This window comes from Streptomyces sp. NPDC091282, from assembly GCF_044757385.1.
GTDB classification, from domain to species: domain Bacteria; phylum Actinomycetota; class Actinomycetes; order Streptomycetales; family Streptomycetaceae; genus Streptomyces; species Streptomyces gramineus.
Window position 1 is genome coordinate 108,824 of record NZ_JBIVUX010000008.1, and the last position, 21,003, is coordinate 129,826.

General features: G+C 73.2%; 16 protein-coding genes and 1 pseudogene. 10 read left to right on the plus strand and 7 right to left on the minus strand.

Going from position 1 to position 21,003, the window contains the following annotated elements; all coding sequences use genetic code 11:
* Positions 1-64 precede the first annotated feature (64 nt).
* Positions 65-1,354, plus strand: coding sequence for a cation:proton antiporter (locus ACIQOE_RS32345; protein ID WP_365574270.1), 1,290 nt, complete (start codon positions 65-67; stop codon positions 1,352-1,354).
* Here the strand turns inward: ACIQOE_RS32345 and ACIQOE_RS32350 are convergent.
* The 3 genes from ACIQOE_RS32350 to ACIQOE_RS32360 form a co-directional block, all read right to left on the minus strand.
* The gene (locus ACIQOE_RS32350) at positions 1,349-2,746 is read right to left on the minus strand and encodes a DUF1214 domain-containing protein (RefSeq protein WP_365557110.1); all 1,398 of its coding nucleotides are present in this window, start codon (positions 2,744-2,746) and stop codon (positions 1,349-1,351) included. The two genes, ACIQOE_RS32345 and ACIQOE_RS32350, sit on opposite strands and share 6 nt — an antisense overlap.
* A gap of 94 nt (positions 2,747-2,840) precedes the next feature.
* Complete coding sequence (locus ACIQOE_RS32355) at positions 2,841-4,595, minus strand: SulP family inorganic anion transporter (RefSeq protein WP_401415215.1); 1,755 nt, start codon at positions 4,593-4,595, stop codon at positions 2,841-2,843.
* Complete coding sequence (locus tag ACIQOE_RS32360; protein WP_401415217.1) at positions 4,592-6,493, minus strand: alkyl/aryl-sulfatase; 1,902 nt, start codon at positions 6,491-6,493, stop codon at positions 4,592-4,594. Before ACIQOE_RS32360 ends, ACIQOE_RS32355 begins: the two co-directional genes overlap by 4 nt.
* A gap of 378 nt (positions 6,494-6,871) precedes the next feature.
* On the opposite strand from ACIQOE_RS32360, the gene ACIQOE_RS32365 reads away from it, so the two are divergent.
* On the plus strand, positions 6,872-8,173 hold the full coding sequence (locus tag ACIQOE_RS32365) for a cytochrome P450 (RefSeq protein ID WP_401415219.1): 1,302 nt from the start codon (positions 6,872-6,874) through the stop codon (positions 8,171-8,173).
* A 32-nt stretch (positions 8,174-8,205) separates the two neighbouring features.
* Here the strand turns inward: ACIQOE_RS32365 and ACIQOE_RS32370 are convergent, their stop codons facing one another.
* On the minus strand, positions 8,206-8,763 hold the full coding sequence (locus tag ACIQOE_RS32370; protein ID WP_351323343.1) for a GNAT family protein: 558 nt from the start codon (positions 8,761-8,763) through the stop codon (positions 8,206-8,208).
* Between the two features lie 309 nt (positions 8,764-9,072).
* Here ACIQOE_RS32370 and ACIQOE_RS32375 point away from each other — a divergent pair.
* A pseudogene (locus ACIQOE_RS32375) lies at positions 9,073-10,410 on the plus strand (NAD(P)/FAD-dependent oxidoreductase); the annotation flags it as partial.
* A gap of 165 nt (positions 10,411-10,575) precedes the next feature.
* Positions 10,576-11,697, plus strand: coding sequence for a cytochrome P450 (locus ACIQOE_RS32380; RefSeq protein ID WP_401415472.1), 1,122 nt, complete (start codon positions 10,576-10,578; stop codon positions 11,695-11,697).
* A gap of 36 nt (positions 11,698-11,733) precedes the next feature.
* On the opposite strand, the gene ACIQOE_RS32385 is transcribed toward ACIQOE_RS32380, so the two are convergent.
* Complete coding sequence (locus ACIQOE_RS32385) at positions 11,734-12,315, minus strand: TetR/AcrR family transcriptional regulator (protein WP_399010517.1); 582 nt, start codon at positions 12,313-12,315, stop codon at positions 11,734-11,736.
* A gap of 88 nt (positions 12,316-12,403) precedes the next feature.
* Between ACIQOE_RS32385 and ACIQOE_RS32390 the strand changes: the two genes are divergently transcribed.
* On the plus strand, positions 12,404-12,850 hold the full coding sequence (locus tag ACIQOE_RS32390) for an anthrone oxygenase family protein (RefSeq protein WP_401415221.1): 447 nt from the start codon (positions 12,404-12,406) through the stop codon (positions 12,848-12,850).
* Positions 12,851-12,908: 58 nt separating this feature from the next.
* On the opposite strand, the gene ACIQOE_RS32395 is transcribed toward ACIQOE_RS32390, so the two are convergent.
* A complete protein-coding gene (locus tag ACIQOE_RS32395) occupies positions 12,909-13,751 on the minus strand; it encodes a nucleotidyltransferase domain-containing protein (protein ID WP_401415223.1) in 843 nt (280 codons plus the stop codon).
* A gap of 160 nt (positions 13,752-13,911) precedes the next feature.
* Between ACIQOE_RS32395 and ACIQOE_RS32400 the strand changes: the two genes are divergently transcribed.
* From ACIQOE_RS32400 to ACIQOE_RS32420, 5 genes are all read left to right on the plus strand, one after another.
* Positions 13,912-16,080, plus strand: a complete 2,169-nt coding sequence (locus ACIQOE_RS32400) for a SpoIIE family protein phosphatase (RefSeq protein ID WP_401415225.1) — start codon at positions 13,912-13,914, stop codon at positions 16,078-16,080.
* A 72-nt stretch (positions 16,081-16,152) separates the two neighbouring features.
* A complete protein-coding gene (locus tag ACIQOE_RS32405) occupies positions 16,153-17,031 on the plus strand; it encodes a menaquinone biosynthesis protein (protein ID WP_365574294.1) in 879 nt (292 codons plus the stop codon).
* Between the two features lie 278 nt (positions 17,032-17,309).
* Positions 17,310-18,530, plus strand: a complete 1,221-nt coding sequence (locus tag ACIQOE_RS32410; protein WP_401415227.1) for a metallophosphoesterase — start codon at positions 17,310-17,312, stop codon at positions 18,528-18,530.
* Between the two features lie 136 nt (positions 18,531-18,666).
* Positions 18,667-19,341 (plus strand): TMEM175 family protein, encoded by a 675-nt coding sequence (locus ACIQOE_RS32415; RefSeq protein WP_399010526.1) that lies wholly within the window; start codon positions 18,667-18,669, stop codon positions 19,339-19,341.
* Positions 19,342-19,504: 163 nt separating this feature from the next.
* Entirely contained in the window at positions 19,505-20,581 is a 1,077-nt protein-coding gene (locus tag ACIQOE_RS32420; RefSeq protein ID WP_401415229.1) for a fatty acid desaturase family protein, read from the plus strand.
* A 36-nt stretch (positions 20,582-20,617) separates the two neighbouring features.
* On the opposite strand, the gene ACIQOE_RS32425 is transcribed toward ACIQOE_RS32420, so the two are convergent.
* Positions 20,618-20,902: a Smr/MutS family protein gene (locus ACIQOE_RS32425; RefSeq protein WP_401415231.1), complete on the minus strand. Its 285-nt coding sequence runs from the start codon at positions 20,900-20,902 to the stop codon at positions 20,618-20,620.
* Between the last annotated feature and the right edge of the window lie 101 nt (positions 20,903-21,003).

Consider the following 21,003-nt stretch of genomic DNA (forward strand, 5'->3'; position numbering starts at 1 on the left):
CGTGCCCGGTGCTTCACCTCGACACCCCCTCGCAGACGCAGCACGTACCGACAAGGAGACACCGGTGAGCACGGACTCGCTCGTCACGCACGTGATCGCGGCCCTCGCGCTGGTGATCGCGGCCTCATGGGTCTTCGGGACGGCGGCCCGCAGGCTCCGTCAGCCGCCCGTCGTGGGGCAGTTGCTCGCCGGTGTGGCGCTCGGCCCGAGTCTGCTCGGGCTCGCGCCGGGCGGCGTGTACGAGACCCTGTTCCCGGCGCAGATCACACCGGTCCTGACGGCGGTGGCCCAGGTCGCCCTGGCGCTCTTCCTCTTCGCCGTCGGCTACGAACTCGACCTCGGCCAGCTGCGGCACCGGCGCGCGGTGACCTCGGTGTCGCTGAGCGGGTTCGCGATCCCGATGCTGGTGGGGGCCGGGCTCGTCGTCCTCCTTCCCGGTGGCTTCCGCTCCGTGAACGGCGGCCACCCGATCGACGCGACCTTCACCCTCTACATGGCGGTCGCCCTGTCCATCACGGCGGTGCCGGTGCTGGCCGGCATCATCAGGGACCAGGGTCTGGCCGGCAGCCGGCCCGCCACGATCGCGATGGCAGCGGCCGGTGTCATCGACGCGCTGAGCTGGCCCGTCCTCGCGGTCTGCCTGATCGGCGGCGAGGACGGCTCCCTGCGGGCCTGGTTCACCAGAACAGCGCTGCTGGCGGCGTACGTGCTGGTGATGGTCCTCGTCGTACGGCGGGTGCTGGCGTGGTGGCTGAACCGGTCCGGTGCCGTGCTGGCCGATCCCGTCCCGCTCGCCACCGCGCTGACCCTGCTCTCCGCCTGGGCCACCAGCGCGCTCGGACTGCACGTGATCTTCGGCGCCCTGCTGGCCGGCATGATCATGCCCCGTCAGCGCGACGGCGTTCCGGACAGCCGGGTGCTGCGGCCCCTGCAGGAGACCGGCGGCCTGCTGCTGCCGGTGTTCTTCACGGTCTCGGGCATGTCGGTACGGCTCGACGGCCTGCACGCCGCGGACCTGCTGCTGCTTCTCGCGCTGTGCGTCGCCGCTGTCGTCGGCAAGGTGGCGGCCGGCTCGCTGTCGGCCCGGGGCGGCGCGGGTCTGCCCTGGCGGGACTCCCTGCTGATCGGAGTGCTGCTCAACACCCGGGGTCTCACCGAACTCATCGTGCTCAACGTGGGCCTTCAGGCCGGGGTGATCGGTCCGCGGCTGTACGCCCTGCTCGTCATCATGGCCCTGGTCACCACGGTGGCCACCGGACCGCTGACGGCATGGTTGCACCGCCCGGCCGAGGCCGCTCCCGCCCCCACCGCGCCGGCCCCGGCGCCGGACGCCGAACCGACTCCGCGGTCATAGCGGCCTGGTCACCGCCGGGGGCCGCCAGGTGCCGTCCATGGCCGTGCGGTCCGGCCAGTACGCGCGCAGGAAGAGGGAGAAGCGGCCGGCGGGGGCGGGCAGCCAGTTGGGCAGGTCGGCCTCGTCCGCGGGCGGTGCGGCCCCGGCGTACAGGGTCAGGGAGCCGTCGGTGCCCAGGCGCAGGCCGGTGTTCTTGGTGCCCAGGGAGTGGCGGTCCAGGTCGTTCGGGTGGAAGAAGTGGTGCTCGTTGTAGAGGGTCGCCGACCAGAAGCCCTTCACCGGGGGCAGGGCTCCCGCGGGGAAGGTGAGCGTGTAGGCGTGCGTGCCGTCGAGCAGTGCGCCGGTGTCGTCCTGGTCCTGGTAGAAGTACGCGGTCTCGGATGGCGCGTTGACGAAGATGTTCGCCTTGGCCATGGCGGCGCGGTTGAGGTAGTCGGTACCGAACTCGGCGCCGTTGCGCGGGGTGCTCCAGTGGTGGTCGAGCGGGACGCCGATGTTGCGGAACTCGAACAGCTCGGCGAGGAGCGTCGCGTCGGCGTCGACCGCCGCGTCCCGCAGCGCCGCGGCGATCCGCGGCTCACGGGCCGCCTCGTCCACGAGCGAGTGCAGCACCCGGTACAGCGCCTCCTCGCCGGGCCGCGGCGGCACCTCGCCGAGGACCGCCGGGAGGATGTCGAAGAAGGCGGCGGGATCGACCCACCGGGTCTCCCGTTCGCCGCCCATGGCGTCTCCGGCCGGGTGGTCCGGCGCCTTCGACCAGTCGGTGGTGCGCGCCTCGCCGGTGAACTCGGCCAGCGGGTAGGCCATGATCCGGTTCACCAGGGGGCGGACGGCGGCGCGGTCCTCGTCGGTGTCGTTCATGAAGACGCGCGGGATGCAGGCGGCGATCCGGGTGTCGAACCGGAACACGTCCGCGATGCCGTCCGGGACCCGGCCGTTCCACCCGGTCGGTGCCAGCAGGTAGCAGCCGGGCTTCGTGTCGTGCATCGCGCCGAGCCGGGCGAACGCCTCGGTGCGCTGGTCGACGGCCTGGTAGACCCAGAAGCGGTCGCCGAAGTCCGGGACCTGGACGACGGACGGTCCGCGCCGTGCGTCCAGGACGCCCATGCCGTAGACGACGTCCTGGTTCGGACAGGCGACGATCCGCTCCTGCGCGAGGACGTAGTCGTGGAGCATGCCGAGCGAACCCGGCGGGCCGGCCGGGACCACGCCGCCGAGCAGTCCGGGAGCCGGTACCCGTTCCATGGCCGTGAGCCGGTTGTGCATGTTGACCAGTGGCCAGCCCCACAGGTAGGCGACCCGGCCCATGGTGCGCAGGTACGCGTCGGTCATCCGCGTTCCGGGGACCGGGGCCGCGAGTTCGGCGGGGGGCTCGGGTGCGGAAGGCGTCATGGGACGAACGTACGAACTCCCGGCCCCGGGCGCGCTGCTGGGTTGGGCCGTTCGTGCGCCGTGGTGCGCGCGGGCGGGCGCGGCGAAGGCGTGGTCACGGGGCGGGCGGGTGCTTCCGGTCGTCGCCCTCGGCCGGTGTCCCGGCCTGGCGGCTCGCGATCCACGCGCGGGCCTCGGCCAGCGCGCGGTCCACCGGATCGAACACCGCGCCCTCCGCGGGGACGATCCCGCCCGGTCCGAGGTCCTGGTCGATGCCGGTCGCGCGCAGGATGCGTGCGAGGTCCGGTGCGACGCCCGCGAGCATGAGGCGGCCGCCCTGCCGGTCGAGTTCACGGGCGTGCCGGCGGATCACCTTGAGCATGGAGGAGGACGGCACGTCAGGTGCGCCGCGCAGGACCAGGACCAGGACCGCCCCGCGGGCGTCGTCGTCGCGTGGCAGCGCCTGTTCGATCCGCGGGAGTTCGGCGAAGAAGCTGGTGCCGCCGTAGTGCAGGACGGTGACCTCGCCGGACGGCAGCCGGGCCGGCGGATCGGACAGGTGCCAGCGGCCGTCCGGATCACGGGTGAGGGACTGGAACCGGGCCTGCCGGGCCGCCTGCGCGCAGTACAGCAGCAGGGAGAGGACCGCGCCGAGCACGATGGCCTGCTGGAGGGGCAGTTGCGTGGTGGCGAGAAAGGTCAGCGCCATCGCCGCGGACGACAGCCGCGAGGTGCGCAGCACCAGCAGGATGTCGGCGCGCTTGCCCCAGATCAGCTCGCCTCCCACGACGAGGATCAGCCCGCCGATCACCGGCATCGGGATGGCCTCGGCCAGCGGCGCGCACACGAGCACCACCAGGGCGAGCAGGACGCCGGAGAGGACGCCCGCCCAGCGGGTGCGGGCCCCCGCCGAGACGGCGACGCCGGTGTGGGACAGGGAGCCGCCCGACGGCAGGGCCTGGAAGAGGCCGCCGGCCAGGTTGGCGAGTCCCTGGGCGGCGAAGTCGCCGTTGACCGAGGAGCGTGAGCCGTCCGGGTTGGGCACGGAGGAGCCGATGCTCGCGGCCTGTGCCAGCGCCACCAGGGCGACGGCGACCGCGCCCGTGAGCAGGTGCGGTACGGCCGACAGGTCGGGGGCGGAGAAGCCCGGCAGGGCGGCGGGGATGTGCGCGATGTCGCGGACGTGCTCGACGTCCGTGCCGAGCACGGCGGCCGCGGCGGTGACCACGGCCATCGCCACCAGCAGTGCGACGGGCTCCAGCCGGGGCACCGCCCGGGCGAGTGCCCAGACGGTGATCGTGGCGACGGCGACGAGTGTCGCGGCGAGCTGCCAGCGGCCGATGTGCGCGAGCCAGTCCGCCAGTTGGTAGAGGCGGTTGTGGCCCCGCGGCCGGTACCCGGTCGCGTCCTTGAGGACACCGGTGACGATCTGCAGGGCGATACCGGTGGAGAAGCCGGTCATCACCGCGTGGGAGACGAAGCTCATCACGGCGCCGAGCCTGAGCACCCCCATCAGCAGCATCACCACTCCGGCCAGCAGGGTGAGCGCGGCGACGTGGCCGGCGTCGGCCGGGTCGAGCCCGGCCTCCTTCAGCACGCTCTGGGAGGTGAGAGCGATGGCGCTGGTCAGCGTGGTGACCATGAGGGCGGTTCGGGCGGTGAGGGAGCCGACGATCGCCGGGACGACGCCCGCGTACAGGCCCGCGATCGGGTTGAACCCGGCGATCGACGCGTAGGCCATGCCCTCCGGGATGGAGAACAGTCCGGTGACAAGGCCCGCGCCGGCGTCCTGGAGCTTCGGGCGGCCCGGCGCCGGAAGCAGCCGCCGTACGCCCGTGGTGCCGCTCCGCTCGCCGGGTCCCGCGGTCACGGGGTGACGATGGTGAAGTCCGGGTCCGGTGCGGCGAGACGGCCGGCCAGTTCGGTCAGCCGGGAGGCGTCGCCGCTGATCTCGACGGTGTCGCGGGCGGCCAGGTCGGCGGGGCCGACGGTGCCGATCAGGAGGGCGCGCAGGTCGGCCTCGGTGAGGCCGATCTCGACGTCCGGGTCGGCCGCGGCCGGTCCGGTGCCGGTGACATGGGTGAGGACGCCGTTGCGCAGCCTCATCGTGACGGTGTCGCCGCCGGTGATGTTCCAGCGCACGGTGATGTCGGCGTCCCAGCTGCGCGGTCCGTCGACGCGGATGGCGAGCGAGTCGAAGAGCTGTTCCAGGGTCAGTGCCGCGATCACGTCGGGTGAGGCGGTGACGGTGGGGGTGCCGACCGGGCCGTTGCGCAGTTCGTAGGCGCCCATCAGGTAGAAGTTGCGCCAGGTGCCGTTCTCGCTGCCGTAGCCGAGCTGTTCGAGGGCGTCGGCCTGGAGGGCGCGGGCCTCGGCGTGGTCCGGGTCGGCGAACACGACGTGCCCGACGACCTGTGCCACCCAGCGGTGGTCGCCGTCGGCGTACGACTGCCGGGCGCGGCGCAGGACTTCGTCCGCTCCGCCCATGAACTCGACGTACCGCTTGGCGGCCTCGACCGGCGGGTGTTCCCACAGGTGGGCGGGGTTGCCGTCGAACCAGCCCAGGTAGCGCTGGTAGATCGCCTTGGTGTTGTGGCTGACCGAGCCGTAGTAGCCGTGGGTGTGCCAGGCGCGCTCCAGCGCCGGGGGCAGCTCCATGCGTTCGGCGATCTCGGAGCCGGTCAGACCCTGGTTGAGCATGCGCAGGGTCTGGTCGTGCAGGTAGGCATACAGGTCGCGCTGACCGGACAGGTACTCCACCACCCGTTCGCGGCCCCAGGTGGGCCAGTGGTGGGAGGCGAAGGCTACGTCGGAGGCGCCGGTGAACAGGTCGATGGCCTCGGTCAGGTAGCGGGACCACACGCGCGGGTCGCGGACCTGGGCGCCGCGCAGGGTCAGCAGGTTGTGCAGGTTGTGGGTGGCGTTCTCGGCCATGCACAGGGCCGCGTGGTCGGGGAAGTGGATGTTCAGCTCGGCCGGGGCCTCCGTGCCGGGGGTGAGCTGGAAGACCATGCGGATGCCGTCGACGGTCTCGGTCTGTCCGGTGCGCGTGATGTACGCGGTCGGCGGGATGAGGGTGACCGCGCCGGTGGAGGTGGTCTGGCCGAGGCCGGCGCCGATCTGGCCGCGTTCTCCCTTGGGCAGCGCGGCGCCGTACATGTAGGCGGCGCGGCGGCCCATCGCCGTACCGGCGTAGACGTTCTCGCTGACCGCGTGCTCCAGGAATCCGTGCGGGGCGAGGACGGGAACGCCGGCGGCCACGTCGTCGTCGCCGATGATCCCGCGCACGCCGCCGAAGTGGTCGACGTGGCTGTGCGTGTAGAGGACGGCGGTCACCGGGCGGTCACCGCGGTGGGCGCGGTACAGGGCGAGGGCGGCGGCCGCGGTCTCGGCGCACAGCAGCGGGTCGATGACGAGGATCCCCCGTTCGCCCTCCACGACGGTCATGTTGGACAGGTCGAAGCCGCGCACCTGGTAGATGCCGTCGGTGACCTCGAACAGCCCGTGCTCGGAGCAGAGCCTGCTCTGCCGCCACAGGCTCGGGTTGGCCGTGGCGGGGCACTGCCCGTCGAGGAAGCCGTAGGCGTCCAGGTCCCAGACCACGCCGCCGTCGACGTCCTTGACGACGCGGTCCGCGGCGGTGCCGAGGAAGCCGCGCCGCGCGTCCTCCAGGTCCCGGGTGTCGTCGAACGGGAAGCGGCTCAGCACCTCGGCGTTGGCCCGCTCGACGGCGGGTTCGGCGGGCTTGGCCTCGGTTCGCTGGGGCATCGGCGTCTCCTCCGGGGACCGCGGGCCGCCGTCGCTTCGCCGGACGCGGCCACCGCCACCTTCACCCGGGACGTGCGCCCGCACGACCGCAGTCACGCCGTACGGATGAACCGGGGCCCGCGCAGCCCGGCCTCAGCTCTTTACGTCATATATGACATTTGTGGCAATATGTCCCGTATGGTTTTTGGTGAAGTAGGCAGGCGAAAGGAGTAAACAATGATCGCCAAGCTGCTCGGCAAGCTGTCCTTCACCCGGCACTACGGTGCGTACGGCTCCAACGAGTGGGACGCGTACGCCGGCGACTGAGGACCGACCGCATGGCCGGCGGACGTCCACGGGCGACCGCCGGTTTCCCGCCGCGCTTCCAGGGACGACCTCATGGGCCGAAGGAATGAACCGCCTCGGCTGGCCGACGGCGGCTTCGCGGTCTGGAGCCGCGACCGGCTGGCGTGCGCGCGCCGGGGCGCGGCGGAGTGCGGGGACGTCTGGCAGCTGGAACCGGGGGTCTACGTGGCCTCCGCGGCGGCGCCGTGCGAAGCGGTCCTGCGCCGGGCGCGGGACTTCCCCAAGGCGCCCGCACCGCTCTTCCCGCCGTTGCGGCGGCCCGGCGGAGCGCTCACCCCCGAGGAACGGTCGTTCGCGCACACCGCGCGCATGCGCGGGCTGCGGGCCCAGGCGGTCGCGGCCAGGACCGGCCGGATCGCGCCCCGCACGGCCCGGTTCGCCGACCGGTGGCCCGACGGCGAGGACGTCGAGGTTCTGCCCCGGGTCCGGCAGGCGCTGGCGGAGATCGGCGTGCACTACCTCTTCTCCGAGGACGCTCCCCTCCTGCTGCCCCGTGCCGCACAGCTCTTCCTGGCCAGGGAAGCCCTCGTACGGCCCTCGCGCTGGGTCTGGCCGCGCTGGGTGCCCACTCCGGCACGGCGGTTCCGCACCCGGCAGCAGGTCGCGTTCACCGACGCCCTGCGGCCCGTCGTGCGCCGGCGTCGCTCCTCGGGCCTGCTCGGTGACGACCTGCTGGGACAGATGCTCCAGCCCTCACCGCACCACGGCCTGCTGGCGGAGGAGGCCGTCCTCGACACGCTCCCCGGCATCACCGTCGCCACCTTCGAGACGCCCACCCGGGCGGCCGGATGGATCCTGCTGCAGCTGGCCCGGCATCCCGAGGCGGCCGACCGCGTGGCGGAAGAGGCCGACATGCTGCCCGCGGACCCCGCGGCGACGACCGGCGCCCACCTCGGCGGCCTGCGCTACACCCAGGCGCTGGTCAGCGAGGTGCTCCGGCTGTATCCGCCGAGCTGGCTGCTGACCCGGCAGGTCGCGCGGGAGACCCGGCTCGCCGAGTACACCCTCGACGCCGGGTCCACCGTCCTCGTCTGCCCTTACACCGCCCAGCGCGACCCTCGGGAGTACGCCGAGCCGGACCGGTTCCGGCCCGAACGCTGGCTCCAGGACGGGGACACGCCCTCGGGAGGCGGGGTGTTCCTGTCGTTCGGCACCGGGCCGCACGGCTGCGAGGGAACCGCCCTGGCCATGACGATGCTGACGCTCCTGACCGCGCAGACCGCCCGCCGCCACCGCCTGAGCGAGCCGCCCGGACCGCGGCCCAGCCACCAGGTCACCACGCTCGAAGGTCTCGCGACGGTCGGTCTGCGGCTGCGGGCCACCGCCCGCGGCTGAGGACGGTTCCGCTTGCGGCGGCAGCCCGCACCTCACGGCCCGCTCGTGGCGTGGCGCCGGTCGAACTCGTCGACGAGCATGCCCATCAGGACGAGGTCGTGGTGCCGGCCGGCGGCGAAGACGTGCTCGCGCAGACGGCCCTCCTCGGTGAAGCCGAGCCGGCGGAAGAGCGCCAGCGACGCCCTGTTGTGGTCGAGGACCGCCGCCAGGCACTTGTGGTAGCGGCGCTCGGCGAACATGAAACGGAGCAGCAGCGACACGGCCTCCGCCGCGTAGCCCCGGCGCCGGTGCTCGGCGCCGATGGTGACCTCGCACTCGAACCAGCCCGAGCGGCGGCCGGTGCGGTGCGAGCCGACCATGCCGACCAGCTCTCCGGTGGCCGTCGCCTCGACCGCCAGGCGGAAGAGGTCGTCGTCGCCCGGGGCGACGGCCTGCTCCTTCGCACGGGCACGGTGGCTCTCGGCGGACCGCGGCAGTTCCCGCCCGCTCCCCGGCGTTCCGTCGTCGTCGGCGAAGCTGAGGAACGCCGTCCAGTCCTCGGGTTCGACGGCACGCAGGCGTACCCGCTCGCCGTTCCAGGACGATGCCATGCCTCATTCGATCACGTGTTGCCGGGAGCGGGCATCCGATCGACCGGCGCCGTACGCACGGATGGCGGTCCCGCGTTAGCCTTGATGGTTCGACACCGGCTTGCGGGTCTCCAGCTCCCGACATCCCAGGGAGGCCGGGTTGAGAGTCGTCGCTCACCTTTCCCGACGCGCGGGTCGCGCGCGGTGCGCGTTCCCGGCTCCGGAGGCGTTCCGGACGCGGGGCGCGGGAGCAGTCGTGCACGGCCCGGATCCCGGTGACGCCCGGCGCGGCCGGGCGGGGCGGCGGGCACTAGCCGGGGCGGGAGCGCCGTGACCGGGACCGGCGGCCCGCGCGCGCTCGGGCGGACCGGCTCCGTCGTGGTCGTCGGGGCCTCGCTGGCGGGGCTGCGGGCCGCCGAGGCTCTGCGGGACGAGGGATTCACCGGCTCGCTGACCATGATCGGCGACGAACCCGGCGAACCCTACGACCGGCCTCCCCTGTCCAAGCAGGTCCTCACCGGGTGGGTGCCGGCCGGCGGCACCGCCCTGCCCCGCCGCCGTGACATCGACGCGCGGTGGCTGCTGGGCGTGCCCGCCACCGGACTGGACCCGGCGGCGCATCACGTGCGTCTCGCCGACGGCCGCGAGGTCCCCTTCGACCGGGTGCTGATCAGCACCGGCGTACGGGCCAGGCCCTGGTTCGCCGAGTCCGAGGCGGCGCTGGACGGCGTGTTCGTGCTGCGGACGCGCGCGCACGCCGAGCGCCTGCGGCGGGCGCTGGCCGCCGGGCCCTCCCGGGTGCTGGTCGTCGGCGCCGGGTTCACCGGCTGCGAGATCGCCTCCGCCTGCCGCGAGCGGGACATCCCGGTGACGGTCGCCGAACTCGGGCCGGCGCCGCTCGCCGGGGCGCTGGGCACCGTGATCGGCGAGGTCGCGGGCGGCATCCAACGTGCTCACGGGGTCGACCTGCGGTGCGGTGCGGGCGTGGTCCGGCTGGAGGGCGACGCGCGTGGCCACGTCCGCCGTGCCCACCTGGACGACGGCACCACGGTCGACGCCGACGTGGCGGTGGTGGCGTCCGGGAGCATCCGCAACACGGAGTGGCTGTGGGGGTCGGGCCTCGCGGCCGGGGCGTGGGGAGTCACCTGTGACGCGGGGTGCCGGGTCCTCGACGTCGACGGCCGGGTCTCCGGCGACGTCTTCGCCGCCGGGGACGTGGCACGCTGCCCGCACCCGCGGTACGGGAACCGGCTCATCGCGCTGGAGCACTGGGCGAACGCCGTGGAACAGGCACAGGTCGCCGCACACAACATGGCCGGCGCACCGCCCGACGGCCGATGCCACCTGTCCGTCCCGGCGTTCTGGTCGACCCAGTTCGACGTCGGCATCAAGTCCGTAGGCGTGCCTGCCTTCGCCGACGAAGTGATCGTCGCCCAGGGGTCGTTGGACGACCGCCGCTTCGTCGCCGTGTACGGCTGCCGGGGTCGCGTCACGGCCGCCGTGAGCTTCGACAGCGGCAAGTGGCTCGACCACTACCGCCGGTTGATCGAGACGGGCGCGCCGTTCCCTCCGCCCTCTCCCGCACCGGACGGGCCGCCCGGCGCACGGCCGGTGCCCGTCGACTTCCCCGGCACGGACCCGGCACCGCTCGCGCCGCACATCGGGCCGTACGGCGCGGACCATGACGGCGCGGCAGCCGGGCACCGGCGTCGGCACCGGCGGGCGGGCGGCCGGACGCCCGCGACCGGGACGGCCGGCACGCTGGCACGCCTCTTCGACCACTCCGCCCGGTCCGACCCCTACCCGCTGTACGCCGAGTTGCGCAGGACGCCGGTGGCCCGGCAGGAGGACGGCAGCTATGTCGTCAGTACCTACCGCGAGATCAGGGACGTCCTCAACGACCCGCGTCTCAGTTCCGACGTACGGAATCTGTCGCGGCGGATGCCCCCGGCCGACGGCGAGGCCGCGGCGTCGTTCATCCACCGGGACGCGTCCGAGCACGACCGGCTGCGCCGCATGGCGACGCGGCCCTTCGGTCCCCCGCACAGCCCCGGCCTGGTGACCGGACTCGACGGCTTCCTGACCGCCACCGTCGGCAGCCTGGTCGACGACCTGGCCGGCCGGGAACGCGTCGACGTCGTCGACGACTTCGCGGTCCCGTTCCCCGTCACCGTCGTCTGCCACCTGCTCGGCGTGCCACGCGAGGAGGAGCCGGAGTTCCACCGCTGGGTGAACGCCATCATGAACTCGGTCGACTACGCCCCGGAGACCGACCCGAAGGAGCGGCTGGACAGCGGTGTACGGGCCCGCGAGGACCTGCGACGGCGTCTCGCCGAGCTGGTCGAGGAGCGCCACGGCCGGGCGGGAGAGGACCTGCTGACCCGGCTGGCCAACGACGACGGGCCCGACGGGCGGATGACCGACGCGGACATCGTCGCGACCGCCAAACTGCTCCTCGTCGCCGGCAACGAGACCGTCGTCAACCTCGTCGCCAACGGCATGCTGACCCTGCTGCGCCACCCACCGGTGCTGCGGCGGCTGCGGCACGAACCGGGCCTCGTGGTGCCCCTGGTCGAGGAACTGCTGCGCTACGAGCCACCCGTGCAGATCATTCCCTGGCGGGCCGCGAACGGCGACATCACGGTCGCCGGCACCGTCATCCCCCGCGGTTCGCGGATCATGCTCATGCTCGCGTCGGGCAGCCGCGACCCGAGGCGCTTTACCGATCCGGACCGCTTCGACCCGGACCGGCGGGACAACCAGCACCTGGGCTTCGGCGGTGGCAGCCACCTGTGCTTCGGTGCCGCGCTGGCCCGGCGGGAGACCCAGATCGCGCTGACCGAGCTGGTGCGCAGGCTGGACCGGCCCCGGCTGGCCGCCGACCCGCCGCCGTACCGGCGCAGCCCCGTGCTCCGGGGCCCGGTCCATCTGGTGGTCGAACAGGGCGGCGGCTGACTCCCGTCGCCCGGCGGCCCGCCGGGACCGGACGGCTCACGCCACGACGGCGAGCCGGTCCACCAGCAGCCGCACCCTGCGCTCGGCGTCCTCCGGCGGCAGCCGCCCCGCCCGGGTCAGGGTCGCCAGCCCGTGCAGGGCCGCCCAGAACACCTCGGTGAACAGGCCCGGGTGGACGCCCTCCCCGGCGACCTCGCCAAGGCTCTCCAGCAGGGCCGCGAAGGCGTCCTTCAGGGGTTCCGGGGTGTCCTCCCGCGCGAACGCCAGTCCGCCGTCGAGCTGGAACATGGCGTCGTAGACCGCGGGGTTGCCTTCGGCGAAGCCGAGATAGGCACGGGCGAGCGCGACGACCCGGTCCCGCGGCCCGTCGGCGGCCAAGGCCGCGGCCCGCACCGCGGCGGCCATCTCGGTGGCGCCCTCCAGGGCGACGGCGCCGATGATCTCGCGCTTGCCGCCGAAGTGGCTGTAGAGGACGGGCTGGCTGTACTCGATGCGCTCGGCGAGCCGGCGGGTGGTGACCGCGTCCCACCCCTGCTGCTCGGCGAGTTCACGGGCCGTCGCCACGATGAGGCGTTCGCGGTGCGCTCGTTCGCGCTCCTTGCGTTCCTGTACCGACATACCCCGATCCTAGCATCGCTAGACAATCGAGCTACAGCAGCGCTAGCGTTGCACCATCATCTAGCATTGCTAGCAACGAGGAGTCGTCATGCTCACCGCACTCGAGGTGTTCACCACCGTGGTCGTCGGCGTGATGGTGGGGGTGGAATTCTCGGTCGCCTTCTTCGTCAACCGGATCTTCGACGGCCTCCCCGGCGACGACGGCCTGCGCGCCCGCACCCACGGGGCCCGGCTGCTCGGCAGCGTGATGCCGTTCTGGTACGTCGGCGCGCTCGCCCTCGCCGCGGTCTGGGCCGTCGCGGGCCGGCACCGCGACGGCGCGGGCCTGGTCGTCGCCGCCGTCGCGCTGCTCGTCGTCAGCGTGGCGATGTCGGTCCTGCTGCTCGTGCCGATCAACAACCGGGTCAGGACGTGGACCGCCGACGGTCTCCCGGCCGACTGGAAGCGGCAGATGAACCGCTGGGACCGCCTCCACCACGTGCGGGTCGCCGTCATCGTCGCCGCGTTCACCCTGCTGGCCGCCGCGCTCGCCTGAGCCGGTCAGGGACCGCGGCGCGCGCCCGCCGGGTTCCGGCCGGCGGCCGGGGAGCAGGTCACCGAGCGACTGCGGCACACACCTCGGCGACCAGTCGGTCGGCGTCGTCGAGTGCCGCGCCGAGCGTCCGCGGAGTGGTACCGGGCGACGCGAACAGCGCGTGCGCCCGTGCCGCGAAGTCCGCGGGCGCACCGGCGAGTTCACCCGCGGCCCGGACGGCGCCCTTCTCGTTGAGCACCCAGCACCCGGCATGGGCGTGCAGGGCGTGCGCCAGCAGTCCGACCGCACGGAAGAGGCAGCCGGCGACGTAGAAGGCGTCGCCGCGGGCGGCCCCTTTGCGGGCGCCGGCCAGGATGAACGGCGCCTCCCAGCGGGCGTTGTCGACCAGCACCTCCCTGAGCGGCTCCGGATAGACACGCGTCAGCTCCTGCAAGGCCCGCAGCTCGCCCGCGGGGTCGGCCAGGATCTGCCCCAGGGCCACCTCGCCCGCGTAGGCGTGGGAGTACACGCCCAGGGGGTGACCGGGCTGGGCGCCGATCTCGAACCGTCCGGCCGAGCACTCCCGCCAGATCCGGTGCACGCGGTCCAGGTCACGGTAGATCCAGTCGACGGGCCGGCCGTCCACGGTCAGCCAGGCACCGCCGTCCACCCACGGCCCCCAGCCGCCCGGCTCGGTGACCTCCACCGGGCCACCGCTCAGCTCGGCCGCCAGCAGGCGCAGCGCCGCGGTGTCCAGCGGTCGCCGGTAGTAGAGGCCGAGGTCGTGGTCGGAGTCCGGGCGGTGCGTGCCCCTCGCCCTGCTTCCGCCCAGGCACACGGCCACGACACCGTCGACCTCGGCCAGCCGTGCGGCGATCTCCTCCAGGCGGTCCACGGCCCACAGTCTGCCGAGGCCGGTCATCGGCCGCGACCGATTTGCCGGCCGGTCCGCCCCCCCTCACCGGGCGCGGCGGGCGCCCCGAGGCCGGGCCCCGAGGGGCGCTATAGGGTGAAAACGGGCAGAAGCCTGGGTGGCCGTTCGGGGTGGCCGCGCAACAGTGACCGCCCTGGAGGTGTGTGCCGTGCCCGATGACGGGTCGTTCATGCTGGTCGCGCGGGACGGACGGGTGACCGGGTGGTCCGCCTCGGCCGAGGCGGCCTTCGGGTGGTCCGCGCAGGAGGCCGTGGGCAGACACATCGGTGAACTGGTGGCGCGCGCGGCCGACGGCGAGGGAGGGCGGGCCTCCGCCGTCCTGGACGCCCTGTCGGCGTGCTCGCCGATGATCTTCCATGTGCTCGACGCCGACCTGCGCGTCCTGGGCACCGGCCGGGCGTCCGCGCAGGGGGCCGCCTCCCCGGATCCGGCGATCGGTGAGGTGTTCCCCGAGGCGTACGGCCTCGCCGGGCCCGCCGAGGAGAAGATCGCGCGCGAGGTGCTGAGGTCCGGTGAGCCGGTGCTCGACCACGTGGTGCGGGCCCGCGTGCCCGGCGGCCCCCGGTCCCGGTACTACTCCCTGTCGTACATCCGGGTGGGCGACGCGCGCGACGACGGGAGCGGGCTCGTCGTGCTCGCGCTCGACGTCACCGACCGCGTCCGGGCCGTGCACCGCCTGACCGTGCTGGAGGCGCTGCGCGAGCGCATCGGCGAACAGCTCGACGTCATCGCCGTCTGCCGGGCCCTGACCGACGCGGTCGTGCCGGAATTCTGCGGGATCGCGGTGGTGGAGGTGATCGACGGGATCGTACGCGGCGAGGATCCGCCGCTGGCACCGGTCGACGGGACCGTACGGCTGCTGCGCGCCGCCTTCCGCGGGGTGGTCTCGGCGCACCCCGTGGGAGAGGTGAGCGGGCTGCCCGACGGCACGCCGTTCTCACGGGTGCTGACCGACCTGCGTCCGAGGCTGGTACGCGTGCAGCCCGATGCGCTGTGGCTGTCGGCGGACCCGGCTCGCGCGGCCTCGATCGCGCGGTCGCAGGCCCATTCGCTGATCGTCGCCCCGCTCGCGCTGCGCGGCCAGGCCATGGGGGTGGTCAGCTTCTACCGGGCCGGGACCGAGGAGCCGTTCGAGGAGAGCGACCTCGCCCTGACGGCCGACGTCTGCGCCCATGCCACGCTGTCCGTCGACAACGCCCGCCGGTACACGCGCGAACGCACGATAGCCGCCACCCTCAAGCGCCGGCTGCTGCCGCAGCGGCCCGCGGCGACCCCGGCGGTCGACATCGCGCGCCTGCACCTGCCCGGTCCGGGCGCGGGCGGCGCCTGGTTCGACGTCATAGCGCTCTCCGGCGCCCGCACCGCGCTGGTCCTCGGCGACGTCGCAGGCCGGGGCGTCGCGACCGCCACGACCATGGGCCAGCTGCGGACCGCCATCCATGCCCTGGCCGCCCTGGACCTGGAACCGGACGAGCTGATGGCCCGGCTCAGCGACACCGCCGCGCGTCTCGCGGACGAGCGCGCGGCCCTGCCGGCCGGGGACAGTCTCCAGGCCCAACCACTCACCGCGGGATGCCTGATCGCGGTGTACGACGCGGTCGAACAGCACTGCACGATGGTGCGCGCCGGGCTGTCGGACCCGCTCGTGGTCCATCCGGACGGCACGTCGGGCGTGGTGCCGGTGCCGGAGGGTCCCGTACTCGCCGGACACGGGCACGCCCCGTTCCCCGCCGTCACCGTCGACTTGCCCGAGGGCAGCACGCTCGCGCTCAGCAACGAGGACCTGGTGGTACCGACGGGCCCGGTGGCACCGCTGCTCGCCGCGGGGGCCGAGGAGCCCCTGGAGGACCTGTGCGACACCGTCGCGTACGCCCTGCGGGGCCGGGACGAGACGGAGAAGCTTCTGCTGCTGGCCCGCGTCAGGGCTCTGCCGGCCGACCGGGTGATGGCCCTCGACCTTCCCGCCAGGAACGAGGCCGCCCCGCTCGCGAGGGCCGCGACCCGGCGCCGGCTCGCCGCCTGGAGCGTCGCGCAGGAGCAGAGCTTCACCGCCGAGCTCGTCGTCAGCGAACTGGTCGGCAACGCGGTCCGCTACGGCGCCCCGCCGCTCCAGCTGCGGCTGATCCTGGACCGGGACCTGACCTGCGAGGTCCGTGACGCCGCGCAGTGCGCCCCGCACCTCAAGCACGCGCGCACCGTCGACGAGGACGGACGCGGCCTGTTCATCATCGCCAGCCTCGCCGACAACTGGGGCACCCGCTACGGCCCGGGCGGCAAGACGGTCTGGGCGCAGGTGCCGGTGCAGCCGCCGTCGTGAACCCGGGCACCGCGGCACCCTTGCGTCCGGCCCGCACGCGGCCGCCCGGACCGCTGCCCGTAGCCTGTCGAGGTGGCAAACTCACACGCGTCTCGCGCCCCGCACGCACACGGGAAGCGTCCCCGGGTCGGGCACATCCAGTTCCTGAACTGCCTGCCGCTCTACTGGGGACTGGCCCGCACCGGCACCCTTCTCGACATGGAGCTGACGAAGGACACTCCTGACCGGCTGAACAGTCAGCTGGTCGAGGGGAGTCTGGACATCGGTCCGATCGCCTGCATGGAGTACCTGAAGCACGCCGACGACCTCGTGCTCTTCCCGGACATCGCGGTCGGCAGCGACGGTGCGGTGACCTCCTGCCTGATCGTCAGCCAGGTCCCGCTGGGCGAGCTGGACGGGCGCCGGGTCGCCCTGGGGTCCACCTCGCGCTCGTCGGTACGCCTGGCCCGGCTGCTGCTCGAAGAGCGGGAGGGGGTCCGCCCGGAGTACTTCAGCTGTCCCCCGGATCTGCCGCTGATGATGCAGGACGCGGATGCCGCGGTCGTCATCGGTGACGCCGCGCTGCGCGCCTACCTCCACCAGGCCGAGGACCTCGGCCTGCGGGTGTACGACCTGGGTGAGATGTGGAAGGAGTGGACCGGCCTGCCGTTCGTCTTCGCGGCCTGGGCCGTCCGCAAGGACTACCTGGAGCGCCATCCCCGAATCGTCCGCGAGGTCCACCGCGCGTTCCTGGAGTCCCGGGACCTGTCGATGGCCGAGGTCGACAAGGTGTGCGAGCAGGCCGCCCGATGGGAGGCGTTCGACGAGCAGGCGCTGCGCCGCTACTACACCGAGGCACTGGACTTCTCCTTCGGCGAGCGCCAGCTGGCGGGCGTCCGCGAGTTCGCGCGCCGGGTCGCCCCGGACTCCGGCTTCGATCCCGAGCTGGAGATCTCGGTCCTGAAGCCGTAGCCGTCGCCAAGGTGCCACCGGGAGTACCCTGGGCGGCCCCGACGTGCGCGACGGCGTCCGGGAGGCGGTACGAGGACACTCCGCCGCATGGCTGCGGGAGCGTCCGGAACCGCCCACGGCCCTCCTCACCGGTGCGCGTCCCGTCGCGGACGGGCAGAGCCCGGCGGCGCCCGCGTGAGCAGCGTCGTCCGGCCGGAAGCGCACGTCCGTCCGGCCGGTCCCGGGGCCGGCGGATACAGTGCGCGCGACGGCAGTTCTGCCGTGCGAGGAGGGGAAACGTGACCAACAGCAGTGAAACCCGAGTGGCCGACGACGCGGCGCGGGAGCCCGACCACGGCCGGCTGCGCCGCCTTATGCGGTACATCCCGCTGATCGCCCCCGTCCTGCTGTGGGCCGTGCCCTGCTGGGTGCTGCTGCACGCCGGACAGCAGTGGCCGGCGGCCGTCAGACTGGCCGGCACCGCCGTGTTCGTCCTCGGCCTGGTCGGTATGCCGCTCGCGATGATGCACGGTCACGGCCGGCGGCAGCAGGACCGGGCGGCGATCGCCGGTGACGCCCTGCTGGGCATCAGCTGGGTCCTGTTCACCTGGTCCGTCCTCCTCGGCGTGCTGCTGCGGCTCGCCCTGACCCTGGCGGACGTCGGCGACGGACAGGACCGGGCGCGGATCGTCACCTGGTCCGTCCTCGGCACCGCAGCGGTGCTGCTCGCCTGGGGCTACGCGGAGGCCCGCCGGGTGCCCCGCGTACGCCGCCTCGACGTCGAGCTGCCCCGCCTCGGGGCCGGCCTGGACGGCACCCGTGTCGCCCTGATCACCGACACCCACTACGGCCCGCTCGACCGCGCCCGCTGGTCGGAACGGGTCTGCGAGACGGTGAACACCCTGGAGGCGGACCTAGTCTGCCACACCGGCGACATCGCGGACGGCACGGCCGAGCGCCGCCGCGCCCAGGCGGCTCCGCTGGGAACCGTGCGGGCGACCCGGGCCCGGGTCTACGTCACCGGCAACCACGAGTACTACAGCGAGGCCCAGGGCTGGGTCGACCTCATGGACGAGCTGGGCTGGGAACCGCTGCGCAACCGCCACCTGCTGCTCGAACGCGGAGGCGACACGCTCGTGGTCGCCGGTGTGGACGACGTCACCGCCGAGTCCTCCGGCCTGCCCGGCCACCACGCCGACCTCGCCGGAGCCCTGGACGGCGCCGATCCCGGCCTGCCCGTCCTGCTCCTCGCCCACCAGCCCAAGTTCGTCGAACGGGCCGCGGCCGACGGCATCGACCTCCAGCTCTCCGGCCACACCCACGGCGGCCAGATCTGGCCCTTCCACCACCTGGTCCGCATCGACCAGCCCGCCCTGGCCGGTCTCAGCCGGCACGGCACCCGCACCCTCCTCTACACCAGCCGGGGCACCGGGTTCTGGGGCCCGCCGTTCCGCGTCTTCGCCCCGAGCGAGATCACGCTGCTCGTACTCCGCTCCCCGCAACGGCCCGCCGCGGCCTAGCGCACGGAGAACGCGGGGCGGCGCGAAGTCATTCGGTGACCCACGGCTCGGTGCCCGAGGCGAGCGCGCCCCGGGCACCGAGCCGGGCACCGCATGGCTGCGCGGGAAACAGCCCGCTCTGTCCGAGAATGTGGCCATGACAGAGCCGGTTCAGGAGTTCGGGGAGTCGACGCCGTTCGGCGAAGAGCGTGATCCCGCGCGGGTGGTGGCGTTCAGCGACGCCGTCATCGCCATCGCCGTCACGCTGCTCGTGCTGGAGATCCGCCCGCCGCACGACACCCGGGACCTGCTGCACGGACTCGCCGCGCTCTGGCCTTCCTACCTGGCCTACGCCATCACCTTCATGCTGATCGGGCAGGTGTGGGCCAACCACCACATCATGTTCGACCACGTCCGCAGCGTCGACCGGCTGGTGCTGTTCCTGAACACCGTGCTGCTCATGGACCTGTCCTTCCTGCCGTTCGCCGCTTCGGTGCTGGCCGACACGTTCCGCGACGGACACGGGCAGCGCACCGCCGTCGTCCTGTACGGCCTCTCCTTCGAGCTCACGGCCGTCCTGTTCAACCTCATCTGGTGGCACGCCCGACGCGACCGCCGGCTGCTCGCGCCGACCATCGACGAGGCCGGGGTGCGGGCCATCACCCGGCGCTTCCAGCTCGCGCTGCTGTGGCTCGGCGCCGGAACCGTGCTCGGCGCCCTGCTGCCCGCCCTCGGCGTGGCCGTGATCTTCGCGTTCATCCCCTACTACTGGCTCCCGATCGCCGGCGAGATCCGCACGTCGAGGCGCCACCGCCGCAGGGACCGGACCTGATCTTCCCCGACTCCGCCGCCGGACCCCGTCCGCCGGCAAGAAGGCCAGGTCAGCGGGTACGGAGGTGGGGACAGCCCCATGCCGTGGCGGGGGCCCGGCCCCCTTCCGGATCTCGGGCTGACAGGCTGGTCCCGGCGGGACGGCCGTAGCGAGACTCGACCGCATGACACCTTCCTCCGCCGCCCCGCCCTCCACCGCATCGGCCCCGCTCCGCTCCCGGGGACAACACCCCACCGGGGGCAGCGACTTCGCGCGGCTGTCCCAGCGCATCACGGACGCGGGTCTGCTGCGGCGGCGCACGGGCCACTACGCGGTGCGGCTCACCGCCGTGACCGCAGCGCTGGCGGCGGCCTGGGCGGTGTTCGCCGCGCTGGGCGACACCTGGTGGCAGCTGGCGGTCGCGGCCTCTATGGCTCTGATCTTCGGCCAGATCGCGCTGGTGGCCCACGACCTGGCGCACCGGCAGGTGTTCCGGCAGCAGCGGACGAGCGCGCTGTGGGGCCGGCTCTTCGGCAATCTCGGCATCGGCATGAGCTACGGCTGGTGGATGAACAAGCACACCCGCCACCACGCCAACCCCAACCACGAGGAACTCGACCCTGACGTCGCCCCCGACATCCTGGTGTGGTCCACCGGGCAGGCCCGCGGCAGCAACGGCCTGGCTCGTCTCATCGGCGGCCACCAGGCGTTCCTGTTCTTCCCGCTCCTCACCCTCGAAGGCTTCAACCTGCACGTGTCGAGCGTGCGGGCGCTGTTCTCGCCGTCCATGAAGAGCCGTCGCCTCGAAGGCGCCCTGCTTCTGCTGCACCTCGCGGCCTACCTGTCCGCGCTGTTCGTCTTCCTCTCCCCCGGCAAGGCGGTGGCCTTCCTCGCCGTGCACCAGTGCCTCTTCGGTGTGTACCTCGGCAGCATCTTCGCGCCCAACCACAAGGGCATGCCGACCTTCAGCGGCGACGACCGGCCCGACTTCCTGCGCCGCCAGGTGCTCACCTCCCGCAACGTGCGCGGCGGCCGGTTCACCGATCTGATGCTCGGCGGGCTCAACTACCAGATCGAGCACCATCTGTTCCCGAGCATGCCCTCGCCTCATCTGCGGAAGGCCCAGGTCCTCGTGCGCGCGTACTGCGAGGAGATCGGCGTGCCGTACCACGAGACCGGGTTGCTCCGGTCCTACCGCGAGGCGCTGACGCACCTGCACCGGGTGGGTGCGCCCATCAGGCAGCGGCGGAGGGCGTCCTGACGGGAAGCGGCCGAAAGCGGTACGGCGGGCGGGGATTCAGGAGCGGGGCGTGAAATGGACCAGGATCCGGCTCGTGTTGGCGGTGTCGACCTCCAGCCTGTCGTACAGCCGCCTGATGTGCTTCTGATTGAGGAACGCCAGAACGCGTCCTCTGAGTTGTCCGGTGCCCTTTCCGTGAATGATCTGCACGACGGGCTCGCCCGTGTGTTTCGCCTGGAAGACGATCTGCCGCAGCGAGAGTTCGATGTCGCGGTTGTTCCGGAAGACCGGATGCAGATCCAATGTCAGCAAGGTGCCACCTTCCGCCGCCGCTGTCGCCACCTGTGACGATCCGGTCCCAGTCTGACACGGGGCGCCCTGGGGCACGGTCCGGATTCCGGGGCCGGACGGCGGGCACCGGCGGGACCCGGCCGTACGCGGAC

Bases quoted from the DNA above. Each gene is read 5' to 3' on its own strand.
- ACIQOE_RS32360 (WP_401415217.1), bottom strand. From the start codon at position 6,493: ATGCCCCAGCGAACCGAGGCCAAGCCCGCCGAACCCGCCGTCGAGCGG.
- ACIQOE_RS32365 (WP_401415219.1), top strand. From the start codon at position 6,872: ATGGGCCGAAGGAATGAACCGCCTCGGCTGGCCGACGGCGGCTTCGCG.
- ACIQOE_RS32420 (WP_401415229.1), top strand. From the start codon at position 19,505: ATGACACCTTCCTCCGCCGCCCCGCCCTCCACCGCATCGGCCCCGCTC.
- ACIQOE_RS32415 (WP_399010526.1), top strand. From the start codon at position 18,667: ATGACAGAGCCGGTTCAGGAGTTCGGGGAGTCGACGCCGTTCGGCGAA.
- ACIQOE_RS32350 (WP_365557110.1), bottom strand. From the start codon at position 2,746: ATGACGCCTTCCGCACCCGAGCCCCCCGCCGAACTCGCGGCCCCGGTC.
- ACIQOE_RS32370 (WP_351323343.1), bottom strand. From the start codon at position 8,763: ATGGCATCGTCCTGGAACGGCGAGCGGGTACGCCTGCGTGCCGTCGAA.
- ACIQOE_RS32390 (WP_401415221.1), top strand. From the start codon at position 12,404: ATGCTCACCGCACTCGAGGTGTTCACCACCGTGGTCGTCGGCGTGATG.
- ACIQOE_RS32395 (WP_401415223.1), bottom strand. From the start codon at position 13,751: ATGACCGGCCTCGGCAGACTGTGGGCCGTGGACCGCCTGGAGGAGATC.
- ACIQOE_RS32385 (WP_399010517.1), bottom strand. From the start codon at position 12,315: ATGTCGGTACAGGAACGCAAGGAGCGCGAACGAGCGCACCGCGAACGC.